17 protein-coding genes, 1 pseudogene and 1 riboswitch are annotated in these 19,424 nt (G+C 40.6%); of the genes and pseudogenes, 4 read left to right on the plus strand and 14 right to left on the minus strand.

The features are described 5' to 3' along the window. Nucleotides 1-15: 15 nt before the first annotated feature. Entirely contained in the window at nucleotides 16-579 is a 564-nt protein-coding gene (locus tag GNE10_RS08450; RefSeq protein WP_185564558.1) for a hypothetical protein, read from the minus strand. Nucleotides 580-1,048: 469 nt separating this feature from the next. Between GNE10_RS08450 and GNE10_RS08455 the strand changes: the two are divergent. Then, a pseudogene (locus GNE10_RS08455) lies at nucleotides 1,049-3,036 on the plus strand (S8 family serine peptidase). A gap of 13 nt (nucleotides 3,037-3,049) precedes the next feature. Here the strand turns inward: GNE10_RS08455 and GNE10_RS08460 are convergent. The 4 genes from GNE10_RS08460 to GNE10_RS08475 form a co-directional block, all read right to left on the minus strand. Continuing rightward, nucleotides 3,050-3,265 (minus strand): hypothetical protein, encoded by a 216-nt coding sequence (locus GNE10_RS08460; protein WP_185564560.1) that lies wholly within the window; start codon nucleotides 3,263-3,265, stop codon nucleotides 3,050-3,052. Nucleotides 3,266-3,367: 102 nt separating this feature from the next. Next, entirely contained in the window at nucleotides 3,368-4,000 is a 633-nt protein-coding gene (locus GNE10_RS08465) for a chloramphenicol phosphotransferase CPT family protein (protein ID WP_185564561.1), read from the minus strand. A gap of 167 nt (nucleotides 4,001-4,167) precedes the next feature. Further along, complete coding sequence (thiC, locus tag GNE10_RS08470) at nucleotides 4,168-5,541, minus strand: phosphomethylpyrimidine synthase (protein WP_185564563.1); 1,374 nt, start codon at nucleotides 5,539-5,541, stop codon at nucleotides 4,168-4,170. Nucleotides 5,542-5,547: 6 nt separating this feature from the next. After that, a riboswitch (TPP riboswitch) is annotated at nucleotides 5,548-5,644 on the minus strand. Nucleotides 5,645-5,810: 166 nt separating this feature from the next. Continuing rightward, complete coding sequence (locus GNE10_RS08475) at nucleotides 5,811-6,824, minus strand: carboxylesterase (RefSeq protein WP_185564564.1); 1,014 nt, start codon at nucleotides 6,822-6,824, stop codon at nucleotides 5,811-5,813. Between the two features lie 813 nt (nucleotides 6,825-7,637). Here GNE10_RS08475 and GNE10_RS08480 point away from each other — a divergent pair. Both GNE10_RS08480 and GNE10_RS08485 read left to right on the plus strand, forming a co-directional pair. Next, entirely contained in the window at nucleotides 7,638-8,660 is a 1,023-nt protein-coding gene (locus GNE10_RS08480) for a CBASS cGAMP-activated phospholipase (protein ID WP_185564565.1), read from the plus strand. A gap of 4 nt (nucleotides 8,661-8,664) precedes the next feature. Continuing rightward, complete coding sequence (locus GNE10_RS08485; RefSeq protein ID WP_221642780.1) at nucleotides 8,665-9,927, plus strand: CBASS cGAMP synthase; 1,263 nt, start codon at nucleotides 8,665-8,667, stop codon at nucleotides 9,925-9,927. A 231-nt stretch (nucleotides 9,928-10,158) separates the two neighbouring features. Here the strand turns inward: GNE10_RS08485 and GNE10_RS08490 are convergent, their stop codons facing one another. Both GNE10_RS08490 and GNE10_RS08495 read right to left on the minus strand, forming a co-directional pair. Continuing rightward, nucleotides 10,159-10,416 (minus strand): DUF5615 family PIN-like protein, encoded by a 258-nt coding sequence (locus GNE10_RS08490; protein ID WP_260446839.1) that lies wholly within the window; start codon nucleotides 10,414-10,416, stop codon nucleotides 10,159-10,161. Next, nucleotides 10,409-10,726, minus strand: a complete 318-nt coding sequence (locus tag GNE10_RS08495; protein ID WP_185564569.1) for a DUF433 domain-containing protein — start codon at nucleotides 10,724-10,726, stop codon at nucleotides 10,409-10,411. The genes GNE10_RS08490 and GNE10_RS08495 overlap by 8 nt, the downstream gene beginning before the upstream one ends. A gap of 343 nt (nucleotides 10,727-11,069) precedes the next feature. Here GNE10_RS08495 and GNE10_RS08500 point away from each other — a divergent pair, with 343 nt between their 5' ends. Then, entirely contained in the window at nucleotides 11,070-13,016 is a 1,947-nt protein-coding gene (locus GNE10_RS08500) for an APC family permease (RefSeq protein ID WP_185564571.1), read from the plus strand. A 92-nt stretch (nucleotides 13,017-13,108) separates the two neighbouring features. Here GNE10_RS08500 and GNE10_RS08505 read toward each other — a convergent pair whose 3' ends face one another. The 7 genes from GNE10_RS08505 to GNE10_RS08535 all read right to left on the minus strand — a co-directional run bounded on the left by GNE10_RS08505 (nucleotide 13,109) and on the right by GNE10_RS08535 (nucleotide 19,305). Then, on the minus strand, nucleotides 13,109-13,552 hold the full coding sequence (locus GNE10_RS08505) for a hypothetical protein (protein WP_099069873.1): 444 nt from the start codon (nucleotides 13,550-13,552) through the stop codon (nucleotides 13,109-13,111). 290 nt (nucleotides 13,553-13,842) lie between these two features. Next, nucleotides 13,843-14,433 (minus strand): NTP transferase domain-containing protein, encoded by a 591-nt coding sequence (locus GNE10_RS08510; RefSeq protein WP_185564572.1) that lies wholly within the window; start codon nucleotides 14,431-14,433, stop codon nucleotides 13,843-13,845. Between the two features lie 114 nt (nucleotides 14,434-14,547). Beyond that, the gene (locus GNE10_RS08515) at nucleotides 14,548-15,507 is read right to left on the minus strand and encodes an XdhC family protein (RefSeq protein ID WP_185564574.1); all 960 of its coding nucleotides are present in this window, start codon (nucleotides 15,505-15,507) and stop codon (nucleotides 14,548-14,550) included. 117 nt (nucleotides 15,508-15,624) lie between these two features. Further along, entirely contained in the window at nucleotides 15,625-16,551 is a 927-nt protein-coding gene (locus GNE10_RS08520) for an ABC transporter permease (protein WP_185564576.1), read from the minus strand. Further along, complete coding sequence (locus GNE10_RS08525; protein WP_185564578.1) at nucleotides 16,520-17,449, minus strand: polysaccharide deacetylase family protein; 930 nt, start codon at nucleotides 17,447-17,449, stop codon at nucleotides 16,520-16,522. Before GNE10_RS08525 ends, GNE10_RS08520 begins: the two co-directional genes overlap by 32 nt. Before the next feature lie 97 nt (nucleotides 17,450-17,546). Next, nucleotides 17,547-18,128 carry a Uma2 family endonuclease gene (locus GNE10_RS08530; RefSeq protein WP_099069868.1) on the minus strand — a complete coding sequence of 194 codons (582 nt, stop codon included), beginning with the start codon at nucleotides 18,126-18,128 and terminating at the stop codon, nucleotides 17,547-17,549. Between the two features lie 121 nt (nucleotides 18,129-18,249). Continuing rightward, entirely contained in the window at nucleotides 18,250-19,305 is a 1,056-nt protein-coding gene (locus GNE10_RS08535; RefSeq protein ID WP_185564579.1) for an ABC transporter permease, read from the minus strand. Nucleotides 19,306-19,424 lie beyond the last annotated feature (119 nt).

The following is a 19,424-nucleotide window of genomic DNA, read 5'->3' on the forward strand; positions in this document are numbered from 1 at the left end:
CCTTTCCCCTCTCCCTCATCTCCCTAACCTCAAACCCCTTTCCATCAGCATTTGAAGTTCGACATTCTCAACATTTGGTATCGCTTGTAACTGAGAAATTCCAGCGATCGCATCGACAATATTACCTGAACGGGGACGCAACCAGGCCGCGTTTGGTGCATAGGCGAGACTTTGCTCTACCTCGTAACCTGCTCCATTGATGGTTTCGCTGAGAGATTCTACATTAATACCTCCAACAAAACGAATGAACACTAGCCCAGTTGGTACAGCAACGGAACCATTGGATTCTAGTGTATAAACTGGACTCAATGTATTTTTTTCAGATTGATTGGGTTCGCCAGAAAAAATTGCGCTTGCTCCTTCATTGAGTTGTAAAATCGCTCCTGGAGACACCGTACCAGGTTGATTGTAGTGTATTGCATAGTACCCAGGTTGACGAGTGTAGGATACAGCAGAGCCATTGCTGTCAACGCGAATTTTTTGGGGATACTCAGAAAAGTAATCTTGTTGGAATCTCACTTCAGCGATCGGGGGTAGAGAATATATTGTCAGAAAATACTCAGCAGGAAAATAAATCATCTTTCTGAAGTTCTAATGATGTTATAGCGTTTTTTAGTGGCATGAAATACAAATCTTTATTACATAGCAATCCGATTTGATTTCTGAACTTACTCGTGAAGCTAGGGAATAGGGAACAGGAAACAGGTAAAAAGGAATAAAAGTGTACTGAGTTTTTTTCACCAAATAAAATATGAGTCCTAATATATGCCCACTAATAGTGAAGATTCATAAATCAACCTGACTTTTAATCCCTCTTTTCTGGAAAGAAGAATTCAAGACTTGTATGAAGTTAGAGAGATTAAATTCTGCTTAAGCTATATCTTTTCTTTGCCCTAATTCAGATATAACACATGAAAATCGATAAGGGAGATGAAGGAGCAGGGAAGCAGGGGAGATGAGTTTTTCCCCTCTACCCCATGCCCAATGCCCAATGCCCAATGCCCCATGCCCCATGCCCAATGCCCAATAAATATTAGGAGATGAAATTATGGTTGAAGTTCGCTATGGCGGCCAAAATGGTCAACGTTATGAGCTTGCTATTAGTGATGAACACATTGTAGTTCGTACCGAGAACCGCAGTTCTTTGGTGGCTCAAAGGCCTTTTGAAGTTGTACCTGTATCTATTGCGGCTCGTAGTATTCTCAATCAATTTGAGTTAACAACGCGGTTTCGACAAGCTGGTGTAGAGGTTCTGCGTGCGAAAGTTCCACTTCAAGGAACTGCTTTGCGCGATCGCGCCAGGTCAATTCTCAATGATGAACCGAAGGTTGAATTTGCAGGACGGGTTCTCGTGGATCCCAGATCCCAAGAACCTGTAATTTATACGGAAAACCTCTTTGTTAAATTCGATAATCGCCAAGATTCAGGGGTATGTGAGGAAGTTTTAGGACGTTATAACTTAACAATTAAACGCAAACTTGAGTATGCCCGCAATGCTTATTTTGTCAGCGCACCTGTCAATACTGGTTTAGCCATCTTTGATATCAGCCAAACACTTCTCAATGAACCTCTAGTAGAGTTATGTCATCCGGAATTAGTGCGTGAATTACGCCCACGTCAAATTTTTCCCCAGCAGTGGCATCTCAAGCAAACAACAATTAATGGTAAAGTTATTAACGCCCATGCCAATGTTGAGGCGGCTTGGAAATTAAGCGATGGTACGGGAGCGACTATTGCAATTATCGACGATGGCGTGGATCTCGACCATGAAGAATTCCGTTCCTCTGGAAAAATTGTTGCTCCCCGTGATGTCACGCGTAAAACAAACGATCCCAGACCAGGAAATGAGGATCATCACGGCACAGCCTGTGCTGGAGTAGCCTGTGCAAACGGTAACTTTGGTGCATCTGGTGTCGCGCCTGGTGCAAAATTGATGCCGATTCGTTTAGCTTCGGCGCTGGGTTCGCAAAATGAAGCTGATGCTTTTGTTTGGGCGGCTCAAAATGGTGCTGATGTGATTTCTTGTAGCTGGGGCCCCGCAGATGGTGTTTGGTTTGAAGCAAAAGATCCTTTACACAACCAAAAAGTGCCTCTACCTGACTCTACAAGACTAGCGATCGATTTTGCAATTAATAATGGACGTAACGGCAAAGGCTGTGTAGTTTTGTTCGCTGCTGGTAATGGGAACGAAAGCGTGGATAACGACGGTTACGCCAGCTACCAAAATGTCATTGCTGTGGCAGCTTGTAACGACTACGGCACAAGAAGCGCTTATAGCGACTTTGGTAAAGCAATCTGGTGCGCCTTTCCCAGTAATCATGGTGATACTTCTCAAACTCCTGGAATTTGGACGACCGATCGCTCTGGTAAAGTCGGCTATAACTCTGGTAAAGTCGGTTTGGGTGATAACGTAGGTAATTACACAAATGAATTCGGTGGAACCTCTAGCGCTTGTCCGGGTGCAGCTGGTGTAGCAGCCTTAATCATTGCCAGAAACCCAAATCTGCGTTGGGATGAAGTGCGAGATATCATTAAACGCTCCTGCGATCGCATCGACCAAGCCGGAGGTAAATATGATGCTAACGGCCGCAGTCCCTTCTACGGTTACGGTCGAATCAATGCTCTCAAAGCTGTGGAATTAGCCAAGCCAAATCAACCATCACCCATCGGCATATTCCAAGCAGTGCAAGATGTACCAATTAACGACTTGCAAACATCAAAATTACAATTAGCGATCGCCAATACCAACTTAGTAAAATCTATCAAAGTGAGCGTAGACATCGAGCATACTTACATTGCCGACCTTATAGTTACACTCAACCCCCCAGCCCAAACAGGCGTATCTCCCATAATTCTCCACGATCGCCTTGGTGGATCTTCAGATAACATCAAAACAACCTATGACGAAGTGAACACCCCCAAACTTGCTGCCTTTAAAGGTAAAAATCCCCAAGGAAATTGGACGCTGGAAGTACAAGATAAAGCTAATCTAGATACCGGAAAATTCGCAGCTTCACCATCGAAATAGCGTTTTAAGCCAATTATACGGCTACGGTATACACACAAGTCTATTAACATGCACGTTTGTTGCATCACCTTGCAATTTTGTTGCATCGCCTTGCACGTTTGTTGCATCGCCTTGCACGTTTGTTGCACCGCCTTGCACGTTTGTTGCATCACCTTGCACTTTTGTTGCATCACCTTGCACTTTTGTTGCATCGCCTTGCACTTTTGTTGCATCGCCTTGCACGTTTGTTGCATCCAAGAGCAAAAATTAACCTTTTCTGCCTTACATAACAATTTTAAAAGACTTGTGTGTATGCGGTAGCGCGTTTTAGGAGAGGGAAGTTGAGAGGGTAAGGTTTGTCTAACTCACGTTGTTGGCAGACAGTGCAGCAAGTCGTTGAAATGCTGATGGTGTCGGACTATTAGCCAAGTGTTGGCGTATCACCTCAGCACACGCACCCGGACTTAACAACGAAGTATCGACTTCAAGGTCATAGATACCAGGGATATGGACTTCACGTTGCCATAACTCAACTGGATTTGGCACAGCTGTATTAACCGCCTTCCACCCCGTGTTTTGCCGTCTTTGGATAATAATCTCAATGGGGCAGCGAACGCCCACGAACAAGACAGGCAATCCGTTTAAACGTCGGGCACTATCGGCGAGAATGCCCCGGTGAATTGCGTATGCGTCATGATGTCCGACATCAACCACCACATTCAGTCCCAAGCGGCTATGGGCAGCAATGGATTCATACATAGCGCTGTATAAAATCGGAACCAGGGGTTCGACATCTGGGCGTTCTCCCCCCGGTCGCAAACCAATTCCAGGCAAGTATCGTCCAGGAGTCATTTGCATAAATCTATCAACACCCAAGTTCATCCATACCCCATCAAACGTCTCTTGAATTACTGCAACAATGCTCGACTTCCCCGATCGCGGCGCACCATTCAAGATAATAATCCGTCCTAGCTCCTGTGTCTCTCCCACCATCGCACTCCTCGCATTCTTTTCTAGTATGTTTACGGGGAAGTGGGGAGATGGCTTAGCCAAAGGGCAAAGGGCAAGAGGCAAGGGGCAAAGATCCCTCATCACCCTTTTCCCTTCTCCCTTTTCCCTTTTCCCTACCCGAAGGGTTTTACCCCATACCCAAATACGAATTAACTTTGACTCACAGTTTCTTTTGCTAAAAACTTCTCTAATTCTGTCAGTGCATCGGCATCAACTTTGGTTTGCATTGGGCAGAATTTCGGGCCGCACATGGAACAAAATTCAGCAGTTTTATAGATGTCTGCTGGTAGAGTTTCATCATGATATTCCTTAGCTCTTTCGGGATCGAGAGCTAATTCAAATTGACGGTTCCAATCGAAGTTGTAACGGGCTTTGGAAAGTTCATCGTCTCTGTCCCTTGCACCAGGGCGATGTCTAGCAATATCAGCTGCGTGAGCTGCTATTTTGTAAGCAATCAACCCATTCCGCACATCTTCGGCATTTGGTAATCCTAAATGTTCTTTTGGTGTTACGTAGCACAACATTGCAGTACCGTACCATCCTGCCATCGCCGCACCGATCGCTGAGGTAATATGGTCGTAGCCAGGAGCAATGTCTGTTACCAATGGCCCCAAAACATAGAAAGGTGCTTCAGAACACTCTTCCATTTGCTTGCGGACGTTGAACTCAATTTGATCCATTGGTACGTGTCCTGGGCCTTCTACCATCACCTGTACATTATGTTCCCAGGCTTTGCGGGTTAGCTGTCCCAAGGTTTTCAATTCAGCCAATTGTGCTGCATCCGAGGCATCATGGGTACAGCCAGGACGCAAGGAATCTCCTAAACTGAAGGAGACATCGTATTTTTTGAAAATCTCAATGATGTCACGGAAATGGGTGTAAAGCGGGTTTTGTTTGTGGTGATGCAGCATCCACCGTGCTAAGATTCCGCCTCCGCGAGAAACAATACCAGTGATGCGGCTTCTCACCAAGGGCAAATGCTCAATCAAAATTCCGGCGTGGATGGTTTGGTAGTCTACCCCTTGCTGGGCATGTTTTTCGATGACGTGGAGAAAGTCATCGGCGGTTAGCTTTTCAATTGTGCCGTGGACGCTTTCTAAAGCTTGGTAAACTGGCACTGTACCAATGGGAACCGGGGAAGCCTGGATAATGGCGGTGCGAATTTCATCCAAATTGCCGCCACCTGTAGACAAATCCATAACAGTATCAGCACCGTACTTCACTGCCAGATTTAGCTTATCCACTTCTTCTTGAAGATTGGAAGAATTGGGTGAAGCGCCGATATTAGCATTTACCTTACATTTAGAAGCGATGCCGATGCACATCGGCTCTAGGTTAGTGTGATTAATATTAGCTGGGATAATCATTCGTCCCCGCGCCACTTCCTCACGAATGAGGTCAGCTCTTAGTTTTTCCCGTTGGGCGACGTAATGCATTTCTTCGGTGATAACACCTTGGCGTGCATAATGCATTTGAGATACATTACTCTGCCCACGCCGCTTAGCAACCCATTCTGTTCTCATATTGAATTCCTCAGTAAACAGCTTCCCTCCGCTGGTATTACCCAGACTCAGGTGTTAAGGGTGTGATCTCAGCCTGATGATGTAGGCACCCCTAGCATGGTTGTTGATTGTAGCACCTTGCTTATGGTTGCGATCGCAGGTGTTAACAATTCCTGAGGTGAGAAGTAGAAGGCAGGGGAAAGGTTAAAGGGGAAAGGTTAAAGGGGAAAGGGAAAAGGAATAAATTTAATCTTTCCCTTTACCCCTTTCCCTTTACCCCTTTCCCTCCTTCATTTATATGGATTAATGCACTTGAGATCCTCACAGCCAAAACCTTGAGTCATCATTGCAGATAGTTGTTGGGAAACTTGAGCATCGAGGTTTAATTCTCGCATGATTTGGTCAGAGGCTTGTCCTTGGGCAATTAGCTTTGCCATTTGCTCAAACTCTAGCCAAGTCAAATCACTTTCAACAAATGCTTTCGCAAGGGTAATTACTAATTCCTCATAATCATTGTCTTCTATTTTTGTCATCATTCGGTGTTCGATGTGTAGCGAATCATCGAAACAGTAATACCAGGATTTTGGTTGCTGGTTAAGTACTTTGAGGAAAAAATCCTGATGTTTGGAGCGACTAACAGCACTATCGGCTTCACTAGATACCATTAACATAGGGGCACAAACAGAGGTTTGAGCCTTTTCTAAAATCTCCTTTGCCAATTGAAGAAATATCCGTAACGCCTGAAGACGAAAACCTTTATAACCAAAATTACCAGGTGCGTCTTTGTTAAACCATTCAAAGTAAATGGGCAAGATTTTGATCAGTGCATCGAATATTGAGTAACGACTACCGAAAAAAGGCGCGAACAATAAAGTGCGGTCAATTTCCAAGGGATGTTCTAAACCTAACCAAGCAGCTAAAGTTCCACCTGATGATAATCCACCAATTACAACTTCTTTGCCTAATGTTTTTGCAATCTGCAACCATTCTAGGAGAAATTGTTGATATATCTGAATATCTGTTGGTAGTGGTGGAGGATTTTGACGGCTCCAGTTGCCTGAACGCCCATGACCTGGTTGTAAAGGTATTAAAACGTTATATCCTTTGTTAAAGAAGGCTTTACCCAGCGGCTCAAACTGGTAAGGCCCTGCTGTAAAACCATGCAAAAACAAAAAAACTTTTGATGTGGAGTCAGGGTGAATCAAAAATTTAGAACGGCAAGCTTCATTTTTGAGACCTACTGTGGATTCTAGTTGGTGAACTTGCTCCAGGATTTCTACTGTTTTTTGAATGCCAATTTTCATTTATCGCTAAGCTATAAATTTTTGTAAACAACGCAACCAGCGCAAAAATTAAAAAGTCTGGTCAAACGTTCATCATAGCAAGGTAAATGAAAGTCTCGGTTATTTCGGATAATCTAGCACTCACGTGACTGAAATTAGTACACAATTTACTCAAACGAGAAAGCAAAAGCTGATTTTACTTGAAGAAAACACCAAAATGATAAAGCAAACTGGGATTTGAGAAAGCAAAAGTTACTTTTACTTAAGTAAAACACTAAAATTACTAAGCAATCTGGGATTTTAGAAATAATTTTCAGAAAATCAGAAAGCAACTAAGTATTTTACTTATTGAATTTGACTGTAATTTATGTTTTTGATGAAGTAACTAAGTATGCAGATCGGTGTAGAGGCAATACGGTTCGGTTAAAGGGGAAAAGGGAAAGGTTTCAAATACATACTTTACCCCTTACCCCTTAACTTTTTCCCAAACCACAAGGGAAGTTCAGCTTATCTGAACCGTATTGCGTGTAGAGGCGATCGCCAAGCATAACTGAGATGCAATAATCTATTAAGCTAATAGAGTCATGAAGTGTGTACGGTTATCCCTACTATTTAAGTACTACATATCTGACAGGGCAATCGCTAAAATTTGATAAACTACAATACGTAATACAATACATAAAAATATATTTTTTCTACGGAATTTAACTTATAGCTTGACGATTACCCCCTAGCAAATAAGCTTAAAAGAGTATATAACTAACCCCTCTAATTCATTTAGAGTTGGTGAAATCACGCATTTAGCATTTTCTTAAAACAACTAACCACCTAGATATGGTTCACTTTCCTTCACCTTCTGCTTCAGAGCCACAAATATTTAAAGTTTTATCGATAGATGGAGGGGGGATTAAAGGGCTTTATTCAGCCAGAATTTTAGAACATTTTGAGGATAGATTTAAATGTCACATCGCTGATTATTTTGACTTGATTTGTGGCACTTCAACGGGAGGCTTGATTGCATTGGGGTTGTCCCTAAATATCCCAGTTGGACTGATCAGCAACCTATACTACAGGCGAGGCAAACAAATTTTCCCGCAGCAAAATAGTTTTCTAAGTTTGCTTAAACAGGTTTTTCTGAGAAGCAAGTATGATAACAGCGAATTGAGGAAAGCATTGCAAGAAATGTTTGGAGACCGGACGCTTGCAGACTCTCGTTGTTTGTTGTGTATCCCCGCATTTTCTTTAACTGATGGTAGACCGTTCATTTTTAAGTACGACCATAATGAAGGCAATTTACGTAGAGATAGCAAAACAAGGTACGTTGACATAGCTCTTGCAACAAGTGCAGCACCCGCGTACCTACCGGTCATTACCATCGATACTTACGATCGCAAACAGTTTATTGATGGAGGAGTTTATGCCAATAATCCAACTTTAGTTGGGGTAATGGAGGCACTTAGGTACTTTGTTGGTAACGGCAAAAGATTTCAAAAACTAATGGTGATGTCTATTGGTTCTCTAGAACCAAATCCTGGTAGGCGGTTTGTTGCTAAACATAATCGTTCAGTTCTTGACTGGAATCAGGATCTGATCACTACATTTTTTGAGGGACAGGCTTATGTTACTAGTTACTTTGTAGACACTTTAGCAAACTACTGCGACTCCCGGTTTGATTATGTTCGTATTCCTGGTGCGCCTTTATCTCCACAGCAAGCACAAATTATTAACCTCGACAATACTTCCAGTGAGGCATTGCACTTGATATCACAGATGGGAGCAGATCAAGCATTGTTTTGGGGTAGGAAGCCAGAAATTGCTGAGTTTTTCAAAGAGTGTAAACAATATATTACAACGTAATTATATGGCAAACTGTCATAAATTGTTCCTAGAGTTCAACAATTTAATTGCCTTAGACCCTAAGCGGAAAAAAACATTACGTACATCTCGTGATGCTGTTCGTGAAAAGATCAGACGGTACTTTCAGGATAAGCAGAATGGCTTTACCCCAAAGTTCCACGGACAGGGTTCATTCATGATGAATACTATAATAGAACCGCTTGATGGAGAGTTTGATATTGATGATGGTATCTATTTCAAAGTAAAGACCAAACCACTTCAGGCTGTCAGCACATTTCATCAATGGATTTCGGAAGCTATCAATGCTCATACGAAACAAAATCCTATTGACAAGCAAACTTGTGTCAGACTTGTTTATGCTCGACAATATCACCTTGATTTGCCCATTTACTATATTATTGAAGGTCAAACTCCATATCTAGCTCATAAGGGTAAAGGATGGATTAAAAGTGATCCTAGAGAATTCATCAAATGGTTTAATCAGAAAGCTGATAATGATGGTCAACTAAAGCGAATTGTTCGTTATCTAAAAGCTTGGAGTGATTACAGGAAAGGTGAATTGCCAAGTGGATTGATTTTCTCAATTTTAGCAGCTAATAATATTATTTTTGATGAACGAGATGACGTAGCTCTTTATAAAACTCTGCTCAATATTAAGAGTAACCTAGAATGGAGTTTTGTATGCTATCGTCCGACAACTCCTGCTAATGAAAACCTGCTAGAAGATTACAGCAAAACTAACAAGAATTACTTTTTAAGGCAGCTTGGCAGTTTCATTCAATCTGCTGAGAAAGCTTTAGACGACAAGACAAACCAAGCAGATGCTTGTAAAGCTTGGCAGAATCACTTTGGTAAAGACAGATTTCCCTTTGATTCTGAAGAATTCATTGATAATTATTTTCGTGTTGATATTAGATATAAGTTGAAAATAGATTGCCTAGTTTCGCAAACAGGCTTTAGAACTCATTCATTAAGAGAAATGATTTCACGTAAATTATCTTTATTACCGAAGAAAAAATTACAATTTTCTATTGTTGAGTGTAATGTACCAAAGCCATTTGAAGTTAAATGGAAAGTTCGTAATGTTGGAGAAGAAGCAATAAGAAGAAATCAAATTCGAGGACAAATTTTAAATGATACTGGAAATCACCGAAGAAATGAATCAAGCAATTTCTACGGTTCACATTTTGTAGAATGTTACATTATTAAAAATAATGTTTGTGTAGCACGAGATAGAATTAATGTGCCAATTAAACTACCAGATTAGTCCGATCGCATCTCTCTTGTAACTCAACGCACTGTTATCTCAAATATTCTAGCTAACATACACAGGATAGCTATTAGTCAATTTGCACAAATTTTTTTGATTTACATTTTTCCAGGTTTTTTAAGCAGGTAGAGATAATAGAGCGTTAGCCTGCTTTTATAAAAACTCCAAATGATTATCCATTTCTTCAGCTTGTATTACTTCCCAAATTAATATTAACCCTTGCAAAGTTTATCCAATAGATTTACTTTTTTGTGGGCAGTAAACAATACCTGCATGAGAAAAGTCTACATGATGTAGCTTTAAAAAATCTGTATCTTGGGTAAAAATAACTCTATTTTGAGAACTAGCAAACTCTAATTGTTGTTCGTCGGATTGCCCTATCATTCCTTGCTCTGGAGTTGTGGTGACATCAATACTACGTCTTCGCAATCCATTAGCTATGGCAAGAGTTATATTTTCATCTAAATGAAATTTAATTTTAACCATGCTGGCGCTTCTTTAGTTTTTGTTGCAACAGCGATGGATTTTGGTCTTGGAGTTGGCGAGCAAATTCTTCATCAACTGCAATTTGTTGCCGAATTTCTTCTTGGCGATCTTGATAATAGGCTAAGGCTGCATAAACATCAGCTAGGCTAATACTAGGATGATGATAAAGAATTTCATCAGGTGACATTCCCATCTGTTCGTGCCAGATAATAATATCCTGGACTCTAATGCGATGTCCTGCAATCCTGGGTTTACCTCCACATACCCCAGGAGTAATTTCGATGTGTTCTTTGATGATAGGGATTAACATGATATTTTTTCGTACGAGTTATATTCATTAATTATCTCAAATATCCTGCCGAACTTACTTAAAATATGAGCGATCGCATTTCTATGATTGCCAATAACCTTAATTTAACTGGTTTGGATCGAAGGTCAATTTCTGGTACATTTGATGATAGAGTTAGGGCTGTCAGCGTAGGTAAAATTGTTGACAAATAATTCTTTAGGCAGTGGCAAGAACGGGAGGAGAATAATAACTTCTAACTCCCAATTCTTAAGTTCTAACTCAGCACTCTTGCAAAACAGAGGGCACACCAAAAAAAGCAAAGATTATATCAGCCACTTTGACTTCTGCAATACAAGCATATTTGATGGCTAAATCAATTGTTTCAACAAAAAGGCTCAGCAAACAGTTCATCCGCTGGTTGCTGGAAGAAAATAGACAAAAGCGGCAAGGGCCTTTCCCCAAGGAAACATCACATCGCCAGCATCCTTGGTGGCAGGTGATGTGCTTGACTGGTGTAGATTATTTCTCGACTCTAGGCTATCAACCTGGAATTGCAGCACTGGCAGCTGGCGCTCTTTCTCCTGTGGCGACGCTGATTTTAGTTTTGCTGACGCTGTTTGGTGCATTGCCTATCTATAGACGCATTGCCGCCGAAAGTCCTCATGGAGAAGGATCTATCGCCATGTTAGAGCGTTTACTCTCCTGGTGGCAAGGCAAATTACTGGTATTGTGTCTACTGGGCTTCGTAGCAACGGACTTTATTATCACCATTACTTTATCGGCTGCTGATGCTACCGCCCATATTATCGAAAATCCCCTAGCTGCAAATTGGCTTCACGATCAAACTATCGGTATTACTTTGATATTAATTGCATTACTAGGGGCAGTTTTCTTGAGAGGTTTCAAAGAAGCCATCGGTATTGCAGTGTTGTTAGTGGGAGTTTATCTGCTGCTCAACTTGATTGTGGTTAGCGTCGGCTTGTATCATATCGTAGCTCGCCCACAAGCGATCGCCGATTGGCAAACTGCCTTATTTGCCCGCAATTCTAATCCTTTGTTACTCGTCGGTTTAGCTCTTTTAGTATTTCCCAAATTAGCGCTGGGATTATCAGGCTTTGAAACTGGCGTCACCGTTATGCCCTTGGTTAAAGGTAGTAGCAGCGACACTCATCAGTATCCTAGAACCAGGATTCAGAATACACGTAAGCTGCTGACTACTGCTGCTGTGATTATGAGTTTCTTTTTACTCACCAGTAGTTTTATAACTAGTCTACTGATTCCCGCCCCAGAATTTGCAGAGGGAGGCAAAGCCAACGGACGCGCCCTTGCTTATTTAGCCCATCTTTATTTAGGCAATAGCTTTGGTACAATTTACGATTTAAGCACGATTTCTATTTTGTGGTTTGCTGGTGCATCAGCAATGGCGGGACTACTAAATATTGTGCCTCGTTATTTGCCGCGCTATGGTATGGCTCCCAATTGGGCACGAGTCAGCCGACCTTTAGTGTTAGTGTATACAGCGATCGCTTTTATTGTCACAATCATTTTTCGAGCCAATGTCGAAGCTCAAGGCGGGGCTTACGCAACTGGCGTGTTAGTGTTGATTACCTCAGCCGCCTTTGCCGTCACCTTATCAGCTCGCCGTCACCGAGAGAAGCGCGCAACCTTGATCTTTGGCATCATTACAGTGTTGTTTGTGTATACCACTGTAGTTAATATCATCGAAAGACCAGAAGGGATTCGCATTGCTGCATGTTTTATCGGTGGTATCATTTTCACTTCCTTGATTTCTCGCGTTTGGCGTTCCACTGAACTGCGAGTTGAGCGAATTGAAATTGATGATATTGCCCAGGAATTCATCGCCGAAGAAAGCCGGGGAGCAATACGAATAATTGCTAATCGTTTGAATACAGGGGATATCGAAGAGTATTCTTACAAAGAGAAAGAGGTACGCGAAGACAACCACATACCAGCCGACGATCCAATTTTGTTTTTAGAAATTCTAGTGTCAGATGCTTCGGAATTTGCCGAGGTGATTAAAGTCAAAGGCGTGCAAGTTGGAGATTATCGCATTTTACGTGCCCAGAGTGCCGCAGTACCCAATGCCATCGCCGCTTTATTATTGTACATTCGCGATCGAACAGGTAAAATTCCCCATGCTTACTTCGGTTGGGTAGAGGGAAACCCCATACAATACTTACTGCGTTTTATTTTATTTGGTGAAGGTGATATAGCCGTCCTCACCCGTGAAGTACTCCGTCGCGCTGAAAAAAATCCCGAAAGCCGTCCTGGCGTGCATGTTGGAGGATGAAGGAATGAACGGGGAATAGGCAACAGACAACCAATAACTTTTCTTATTGCCTATTGCCTATTGCCTATTGCCTATTGCCTATTGCCTATTGCCTATTTACTGAAAGCGTCCTTAATGTTATCAACAGTGCGTTGAACAGCATTTTTGGTATCGTCTACTGCCTTTTGTGTGCGAGCTGCATCTTCATCAGCTCTTTGTTGGATGCGAGCTGCATCTCTTTGTGCCTTGCGGCCTACAAAGCTACCATTATCCGTTGCTTCGTCTACTTTATTAGCATTGCTTCTTGCTGCTTCTTTGAGCTTATCTCGTGTATCTCGGACGAAATTTTTGGTGCGTCCAGCATCTTCACTAGCTTTACCTTTAGCATCATCCAAATCAGCAGATGCAATTAAGTTTGTTGTTGGACTAGCCATTGCTGAGTTATTGACAACAAATCCACCATGCCAAATAAAAGCGATCGCTGATACACAAAACAATGTTGTAGCTACCCAACGTCCTACAACAGAAAGCCCCTTTGTAAAATAATTCAGTTTCATAGAACACAATGTCCGTTTGCTTTTGTACTTTATATTTACTCCATCTGGTTCATGAGCCAAATCACTCCCAAGATAGAGGTTATGTCATCATAAGTTATCAAAAAAATTCGCTCTTTTAATAGATTTCAATAGTACTCAATTAAGCCTAAAGTTAATAGCACAACATTTCAAACTTTTGCTATATTTTCTCATCACCACAACTCTCCATTAAAATGCGCCTCATAACTCCCCGACTCAAAAAACTCCGCGAACCTCTGCGCTAACCTTTGCGAACCTTTGCGTTAAAAAAATTAAGCTTTCGTACACAATCCCAAATGAATTTGATAAACTTCTGGCGTATTGATATCTAATAAAACAGAAGATTCATCAAACTCTACCTTGTAAATTTCCTGGTAAAATTCTTGGATAACTTGACGTAAACCGAGAGTCTCTTCTCGAATATTTTCTAAATGCGATCGCATTTGATTATCAAATAACAATGGATGCCCCATTTTGCCTTGATACGTCGGTGCAGTAATCAACGCTGAATTATTTTCGTGTGCTAGTAATAATGTTTGGTAAATTTCTAATTTTCTCGGTTGGTCAACTGCTGAAATTGCCAACACATCAAAGTCTTGGGGAACATGTTTTAACCCTGCCAAAATCGAGGTTGTTTTCCCCGCATTACTATGAGGATTAATTACACTTAAACTCCCAACAAGACAATCTTTTTGTTTGTGGCTATTGTGTAAACCTAGCACTACCACAGGGGTAAAACCTAAACTTAACCACTGTTCTAGTTGATAAGTTAATAATGTTTTACCTGCACCCCAAGGAAGTGAAGTTTTACAAGTACCCATGCGGGTAGATTTTCCGGCTGCAAGAACAATAGCAAAGTTCACAAATTAAATATAAGACTCCTATTTACAGCGTTTTATCAAGTGGCCATACGCCCTCACAATTCCCGAATTTCTCACCTTATTTATGATACAAAGCAAGCCTTGATTCCCCATTCCCTACTCCCTAGATAAAAAATTTCCCGTTCCACCACGGCGCACTTTAATTAATTCAGCACAAATACTAACAGCAATCTCTTCTGGTGTTAAAGCACCAATATCCAAACCAATTGGTGCATATATTTGATTAAAAAATTCAGTTGAACAACCTTCAGTTTGCAGTGTTTTATATACAGTGTTGACTCGCTTTTTGCTACCAATCATCCCAATATATGGCAATTGATAATTAGATAATAGCCGTAAAGCAGCTAAATCTTGGAGATAACCTCTAGTAACTAAAGCAACATATAAATTAGTATTTTTATTTAATATTTCTTGAATTGAGTCGATGGGTTCCGCTAGCACCAGCGATGCATCGGGAAATCTTGCTTTTGTGGCAAAATCAGGGCGATCGTCTTGTACAATAACTTGAAAACCTGCTATTTTAGCTATTTGCGCTAGGTAAATTGCAATATGTCCTCCACCAATAATTAAAAGTCTTGGCGGTGGTACTAAAGTTTCAATTAATCCTGTATTGTGTAATGATGCAATTACGTTTGTTTCTGGGATTAAATAAGGTTTTTCATCTGTATTAAATGGAGTGATAATTGTTGCCGAATATCCAGAGGTTAATGTATTTATAATTTCATTGACTAAATTTAAGCTTTGAGAGCCTGACCACAACTCCAATAATACCTGCATTGTGCCGCCACAAACACCTTGAGTTTCTCGTTGAAGTACGCCAGATAAATCGATTTCTACAAATTGCTTTTTACCGATTTTTAGTAATTGCAAAGCTTGTTGATAAACTTTTGCTTCCCCAGCACCACCGCCAATTGTTCCCACGGTTTTACCATCAGCATCAACGAACATTTTCGCGCCTACTTCTCTGGGTGTGGAACCTTTCGTATTAGTGACAGTGGCTAGAACTGCCGCACTATTTTTTAATGTTTTTGCTAGTTGTTGGTAGAACTCAAGCACATGATTAGTAATCTCTAATTAACTATTTAAATGAAGTTGAATCACTGAAAACTTAAAAATCTATCTTTTTGGAAATCACCCTTATTAGATTAACCCTAAATGACTAATGACCAATAACTAATGACTAGATCTAAAAGATTGTCCCAATGATGCAGGCGTCTCTAATTTTATGCGTGTATTATCTCGTGAGATAAACACTAATACCAAGATAGTAACTAGGTAAGGTAAAGAAGACAAAATATCAGGAGAAATATTAACTCCTAATCCTTGGAGTATTAATTGTATAGCACCAACGCTGCCAAATAAGTATGCACCAAGAAGGATTCTCTCAGGTTTCCATGTGGCAAACACAACTAATGCGATCGCAATCCATCCTCGTCCACCAGTTATATTTTCCGTCCAGAGGGGCGTATATGCAAGAGATAGGTAACCTCCCGCCAACCCAGCCGTCGCCCCACCAAACATTACCGCCAAATAACGAACTCTGTTAACAGGTAAACCCAAAGCATCAGCAACATCAGGTGACTCGCCAATACTCCGCAACACTAAACCCGCGCGGGTACTTCGTAAAAACCACCAAACCGCTATCACTAAAACGACTGAAGCATACACCAAAATATCTTGATGAAATAAAACTTCACCCAAAAGCGGAATAGATTTTAAAATCGGGATGTCAACAGGTTGTAGTCCGGTAATTGTCTTACCCACATAACCTGTACCAATAAAAGCGCTGAGTCCGGAACCAAAAATACTTAGGGCTAAACCTGTTGCCACTTGGTTGGCAGTTATAGTAATTGTTAATAATCCATGAATGAGAGCGATCGCTATTCCTGATATGATTGCGATGGATAATCCAAAGTAAATATTATCTGTTACTGAAGCAGCAATAAAACCAGCCACAGCTCCAACTAACATCATTCCTTCAACACCAAGGTTTAACACCCCTGATTTTTCAGTGATTAATTCACCTAATGCTGCAAAAATCAGAGGTGTTGCTGCTCGTATGCTATCACTAATGATGAAACTGATGGTTTGGATATTCATGATTTGTGACTATAGGTGATACTGGTGTGACCAAATTTTTTTCTTGGGCTTGTATTTCCAGTAGTTCGGGTATTGTCACAAATTTATAACCTTGTGCCTTTAAACCATCGATAATTTGCGGTAAAGCTTGGACAGTGCGAGAACGATTTCCGCCACCATCATGCATTAGTACAATTGCTCCTGGTTTGGCATTTTTTAGTACATTTTTGACCATCTTTGCCACTTGAGGTGAAGGACGTTCAGCGTCTCCCAATACTTCTGACCACATAATGACAGTATATTTCTGAGTTTTAGCATAGTCAGCTAATCCATTATTTAAAAAGCCACCAGGGGGACGAAAGAGAGTAGTTTTCACTCCTGTAGTTTGATAGATGATGTCTGCTGTAGTATTTATTTCATTAGCCGCACTCATTACATTCATACGGCGATAGGAATGATGCCATGTATGGTTACCAATTACCTCCCCATCAGCTGCAACTTGCTTGGCAACCTGGGGAAAGTATTTTACCATTTGCCCAATCATAAAAAACGTAGCTTTAATCTGATTTTTTTGTAAAATTTCTAATATCTGCGCTGTATTTTTAGGACTGGGGCCATCATCAAAAGTGAGGGCGATGACTTTTTCAGTTGGTTTGAGTTTCCCTTGATAAATAACTGTTCCCTGAAATTTGTTCGGTACTTGATTTATTTGATTTGCTGTTGAAAAGACAGCTTGTGCAGAGCCAATGATTGCTTTATCATGACTTACTTTCTCTTTTTCACCTTTTAACGGTTGAATTCCCAATAAATAATTAAGTTTTGTTGTATCTAGCAGCAAACTTATACCTAAAGTTGTAGTACAAGTCGCTAACGTAATAATTATCAATTTTAAACTTACAGATAATTTTTCCTTAGACACATTCAATCTCCTCACTTTATTATTTTTGATTATAATTTGCCATTCATAACTAGCTAATACATATTTATTACAGCTTACAACAACATCAGGTATGCTTTTAGTATATTTCTGTTTCTAAGACAACACCTTCATACAGCAATTCTATAGGAAACTCAAATTCAATGCTTGATAAGGTGATGGTATCTCCAGCAGTATAACGACAATAAAGCCACATTCTTCCTTCTCCCCGACAGTAACGCTCAACAGAGATTTTTTCAGAGTCAATCAAGATATATTCCTGTAAACTGGGGATTGTCAGATAGTAAGTGAATTTTTCCCCTCTATCTTTAGCACTTGTACTAGGAGAAAGAACTTCGACAAGCAACTTAGGGTTTTGAATAAATTTGCGGGCGTTGATGTCTTGAGGGTCACAACTGACGATAACATCAGGATAGTAGTACTGATTCTGAAAATTGGCTTGCACTTTTACATCTGACACATTCACTCGGCAACCCCTAGAACGCAGATGAGGACGTAGAGCAGTGTAGAGATTTAAAGCAATGTCATTGTGGGGAATTGTACCACCTGTCATGGCAAACACTTCGCCATAGACATATTCATAGCGAACGTCTTGCTGAGGTTCCCATTCGAGATATTCCTCAACGGTCATTTTTTGGGGTTGTTGGGGGATGGCTATCATACCAAGATTTTTTAAGCTTGGATTGATTGTAGCTAAATAGTGCTAATTAATAAGTTTTTAACTAATTTAGGAGTCAGGAGTCAGAATTCAGAATTCAGAATTCAGACTACTAAATCGGTCTTCATTTAATTATTACTCGATTGTAAATTAATATATCTGCTGCTAAAACAAAAAAGAATAAAATACCTTGAAACATTCCAGCTAAAGCTAAAGGAAGTCCCAATTTAATTTGTACTAATTCGCTGCCTACATACAAAAGTGCTATGAGTAAACTAGATAAAATAATACCTAGTGGATTTAATCTCCCCATAAAAGCAGCAATAATAGCAGTGTAGCCGTAACCAGGAGAAATACTAGGGCGTAGTTGACCAATAGGGCCTAACACTTCGCAAACACCAGCTAAACCTGCTAATCCACCGCTAATGAGGAGAGTTAGCCAGATAATGCGATCGCTATCTATCCCAGCATATACCGCAGCCTTAGCACTAGAACCAATTACCCGCACGCTGAAACCAAAAAACGTTTGTCGCAATACTCCCCAAATTAACACAGCTGCCACAACTGCCAAAATTACACCCAAATGCAATCTCGTACCAGCAATTAATGGTTGTAAGCTAGCAAATTTACTAAAAGGTGCAGATTCAGGAAAGTTAAATCCTTGCGGATCTTTTAATACCCCATGTACCAAATAGTTTAAAAGAGAAATTGCTATATAATTTAACATCAAACTTGTGAGAATTTCATTAGTATTAAATCGCACCTTTAACCAAGCAGAAATACCTGCCCAAATCGCACCACCAAACACGCCAGCTATCAAACTCAGTAGCAATAAACTATAATTATTAATAGTAGAAAATCCTAAAGCTACAGCACTACCACAAATCGCGCCGATAGTAAACTGCCCTTCTGCACCAATATTCCATACTTTACCTTGAAAACACACCGATAAACCAACAGCAATTAATAAAATTGGCGCTGCTTTGACAGTTAATTCTGACAATCCATAAAAACTAGTTAAAGGTGAAATTAATAAAGTTTGTAAAGCTGCAATGGGTGGCTGATCCAATGCATAAAATAATATAAATCCTAAAATCACCGTTGCCAGTATTGCGATCGCAGGTGATAAAACTTGCCATCTTTTCGACGGAACAGCACGGGGTTCAAGTTGAATTAGCATAAATATAAATTAGATAAACTGGCAATTTTACTAAAAAGAATTCAGGAGTGTCGGTTAGAAGTCAATACAGTTCAGTTAAGCAGCTATTACATGAAGAAATGAATTTAAGACTATTTTTG

This window comes from Nostoc sp. 2RC (genome assembly GCF_014222165.1).
Taxonomy (GTDB): Bacteria; Cyanobacteriota; Cyanobacteriia; order Cyanobacteriales; family Nostocaceae; genus Nostoc; species Nostoc linckia.

Coding starts and splice junctions, on each gene's coding strand:
- GNE10_RS08530 (WP_099069868.1), bottom strand. CDS start 18,128: ATGATAGCCATCCCCCAACAACCCCAAAAAATGACCGTTGAGGAATAT.
- GNE10_RS08535 (WP_185564579.1), bottom strand. CDS start 19,305: ATGCTAATTCAACTTGAACCCCGTGCTGTTCCGTCGAAAAGATGGCAA.
- GNE10_RS08495 (WP_185564569.1), bottom strand. CDS start 10,726: ATGTTAATCCCTATCATCAAAGAACACATCGAAATTACTCCTGGGGTA.
- GNE10_RS08505 (WP_099069873.1), bottom strand. CDS start 13,552: ATGAAACTGAATTATTTTACAAAGGGGCTTTCTGTTGTAGGACGTTGG.
- GNE10_RS08465 (WP_185564561.1), bottom strand. CDS start 4,000: ATGGTGGGAGAGACACAGGAGCTAGGACGGATTATTATCTTGAATGGT.
- GNE10_RS08480 (WP_185564565.1), top strand. CDS start 7,638: ATGGTTCACTTTCCTTCACCTTCTGCTTCAGAGCCACAAATATTTAAA.
- thiC (WP_185564563.1), bottom strand. CDS start 5,541: ATGAGAACAGAATGGGTTGCTAAGCGGCGTGGGCAGAGTAATGTATCT.
- GNE10_RS08490 (WP_260446839.1), bottom strand. CDS start 10,416: ATGGTTAAAATTAAATTTCATTTAGATGAAAATATAACTCTTGCCATA.
- GNE10_RS08475 (WP_185564564.1), bottom strand. CDS start 6,824: ATGAAAATTGGCATTCAAAAAACAGTAGAAATCCTGGAGCAAGTTCAC.
- GNE10_RS08500 (WP_185564571.1), top strand. CDS start 11,070: ATGGCTAAATCAATTGTTTCAACAAAAAGGCTCAGCAAACAGTTCATC.
- GNE10_RS08520 (WP_185564576.1), bottom strand. CDS start 16,551: ATGAATATCCAAACCATCAGTTTCATCATTAGTGATAGCATACGAGCA.
- GNE10_RS08485 (WP_221642780.1), top strand. CDS start 8,665: ATGGCAAACTGTCATAAATTGTTCCTAGAGTTCAACAATTTAATTGCC.
- GNE10_RS08450 (WP_185564558.1), bottom strand. CDS start 579: ATGATTTATTTTCCTGCTGAGTATTTTCTGACAATATATTCTCTACCC.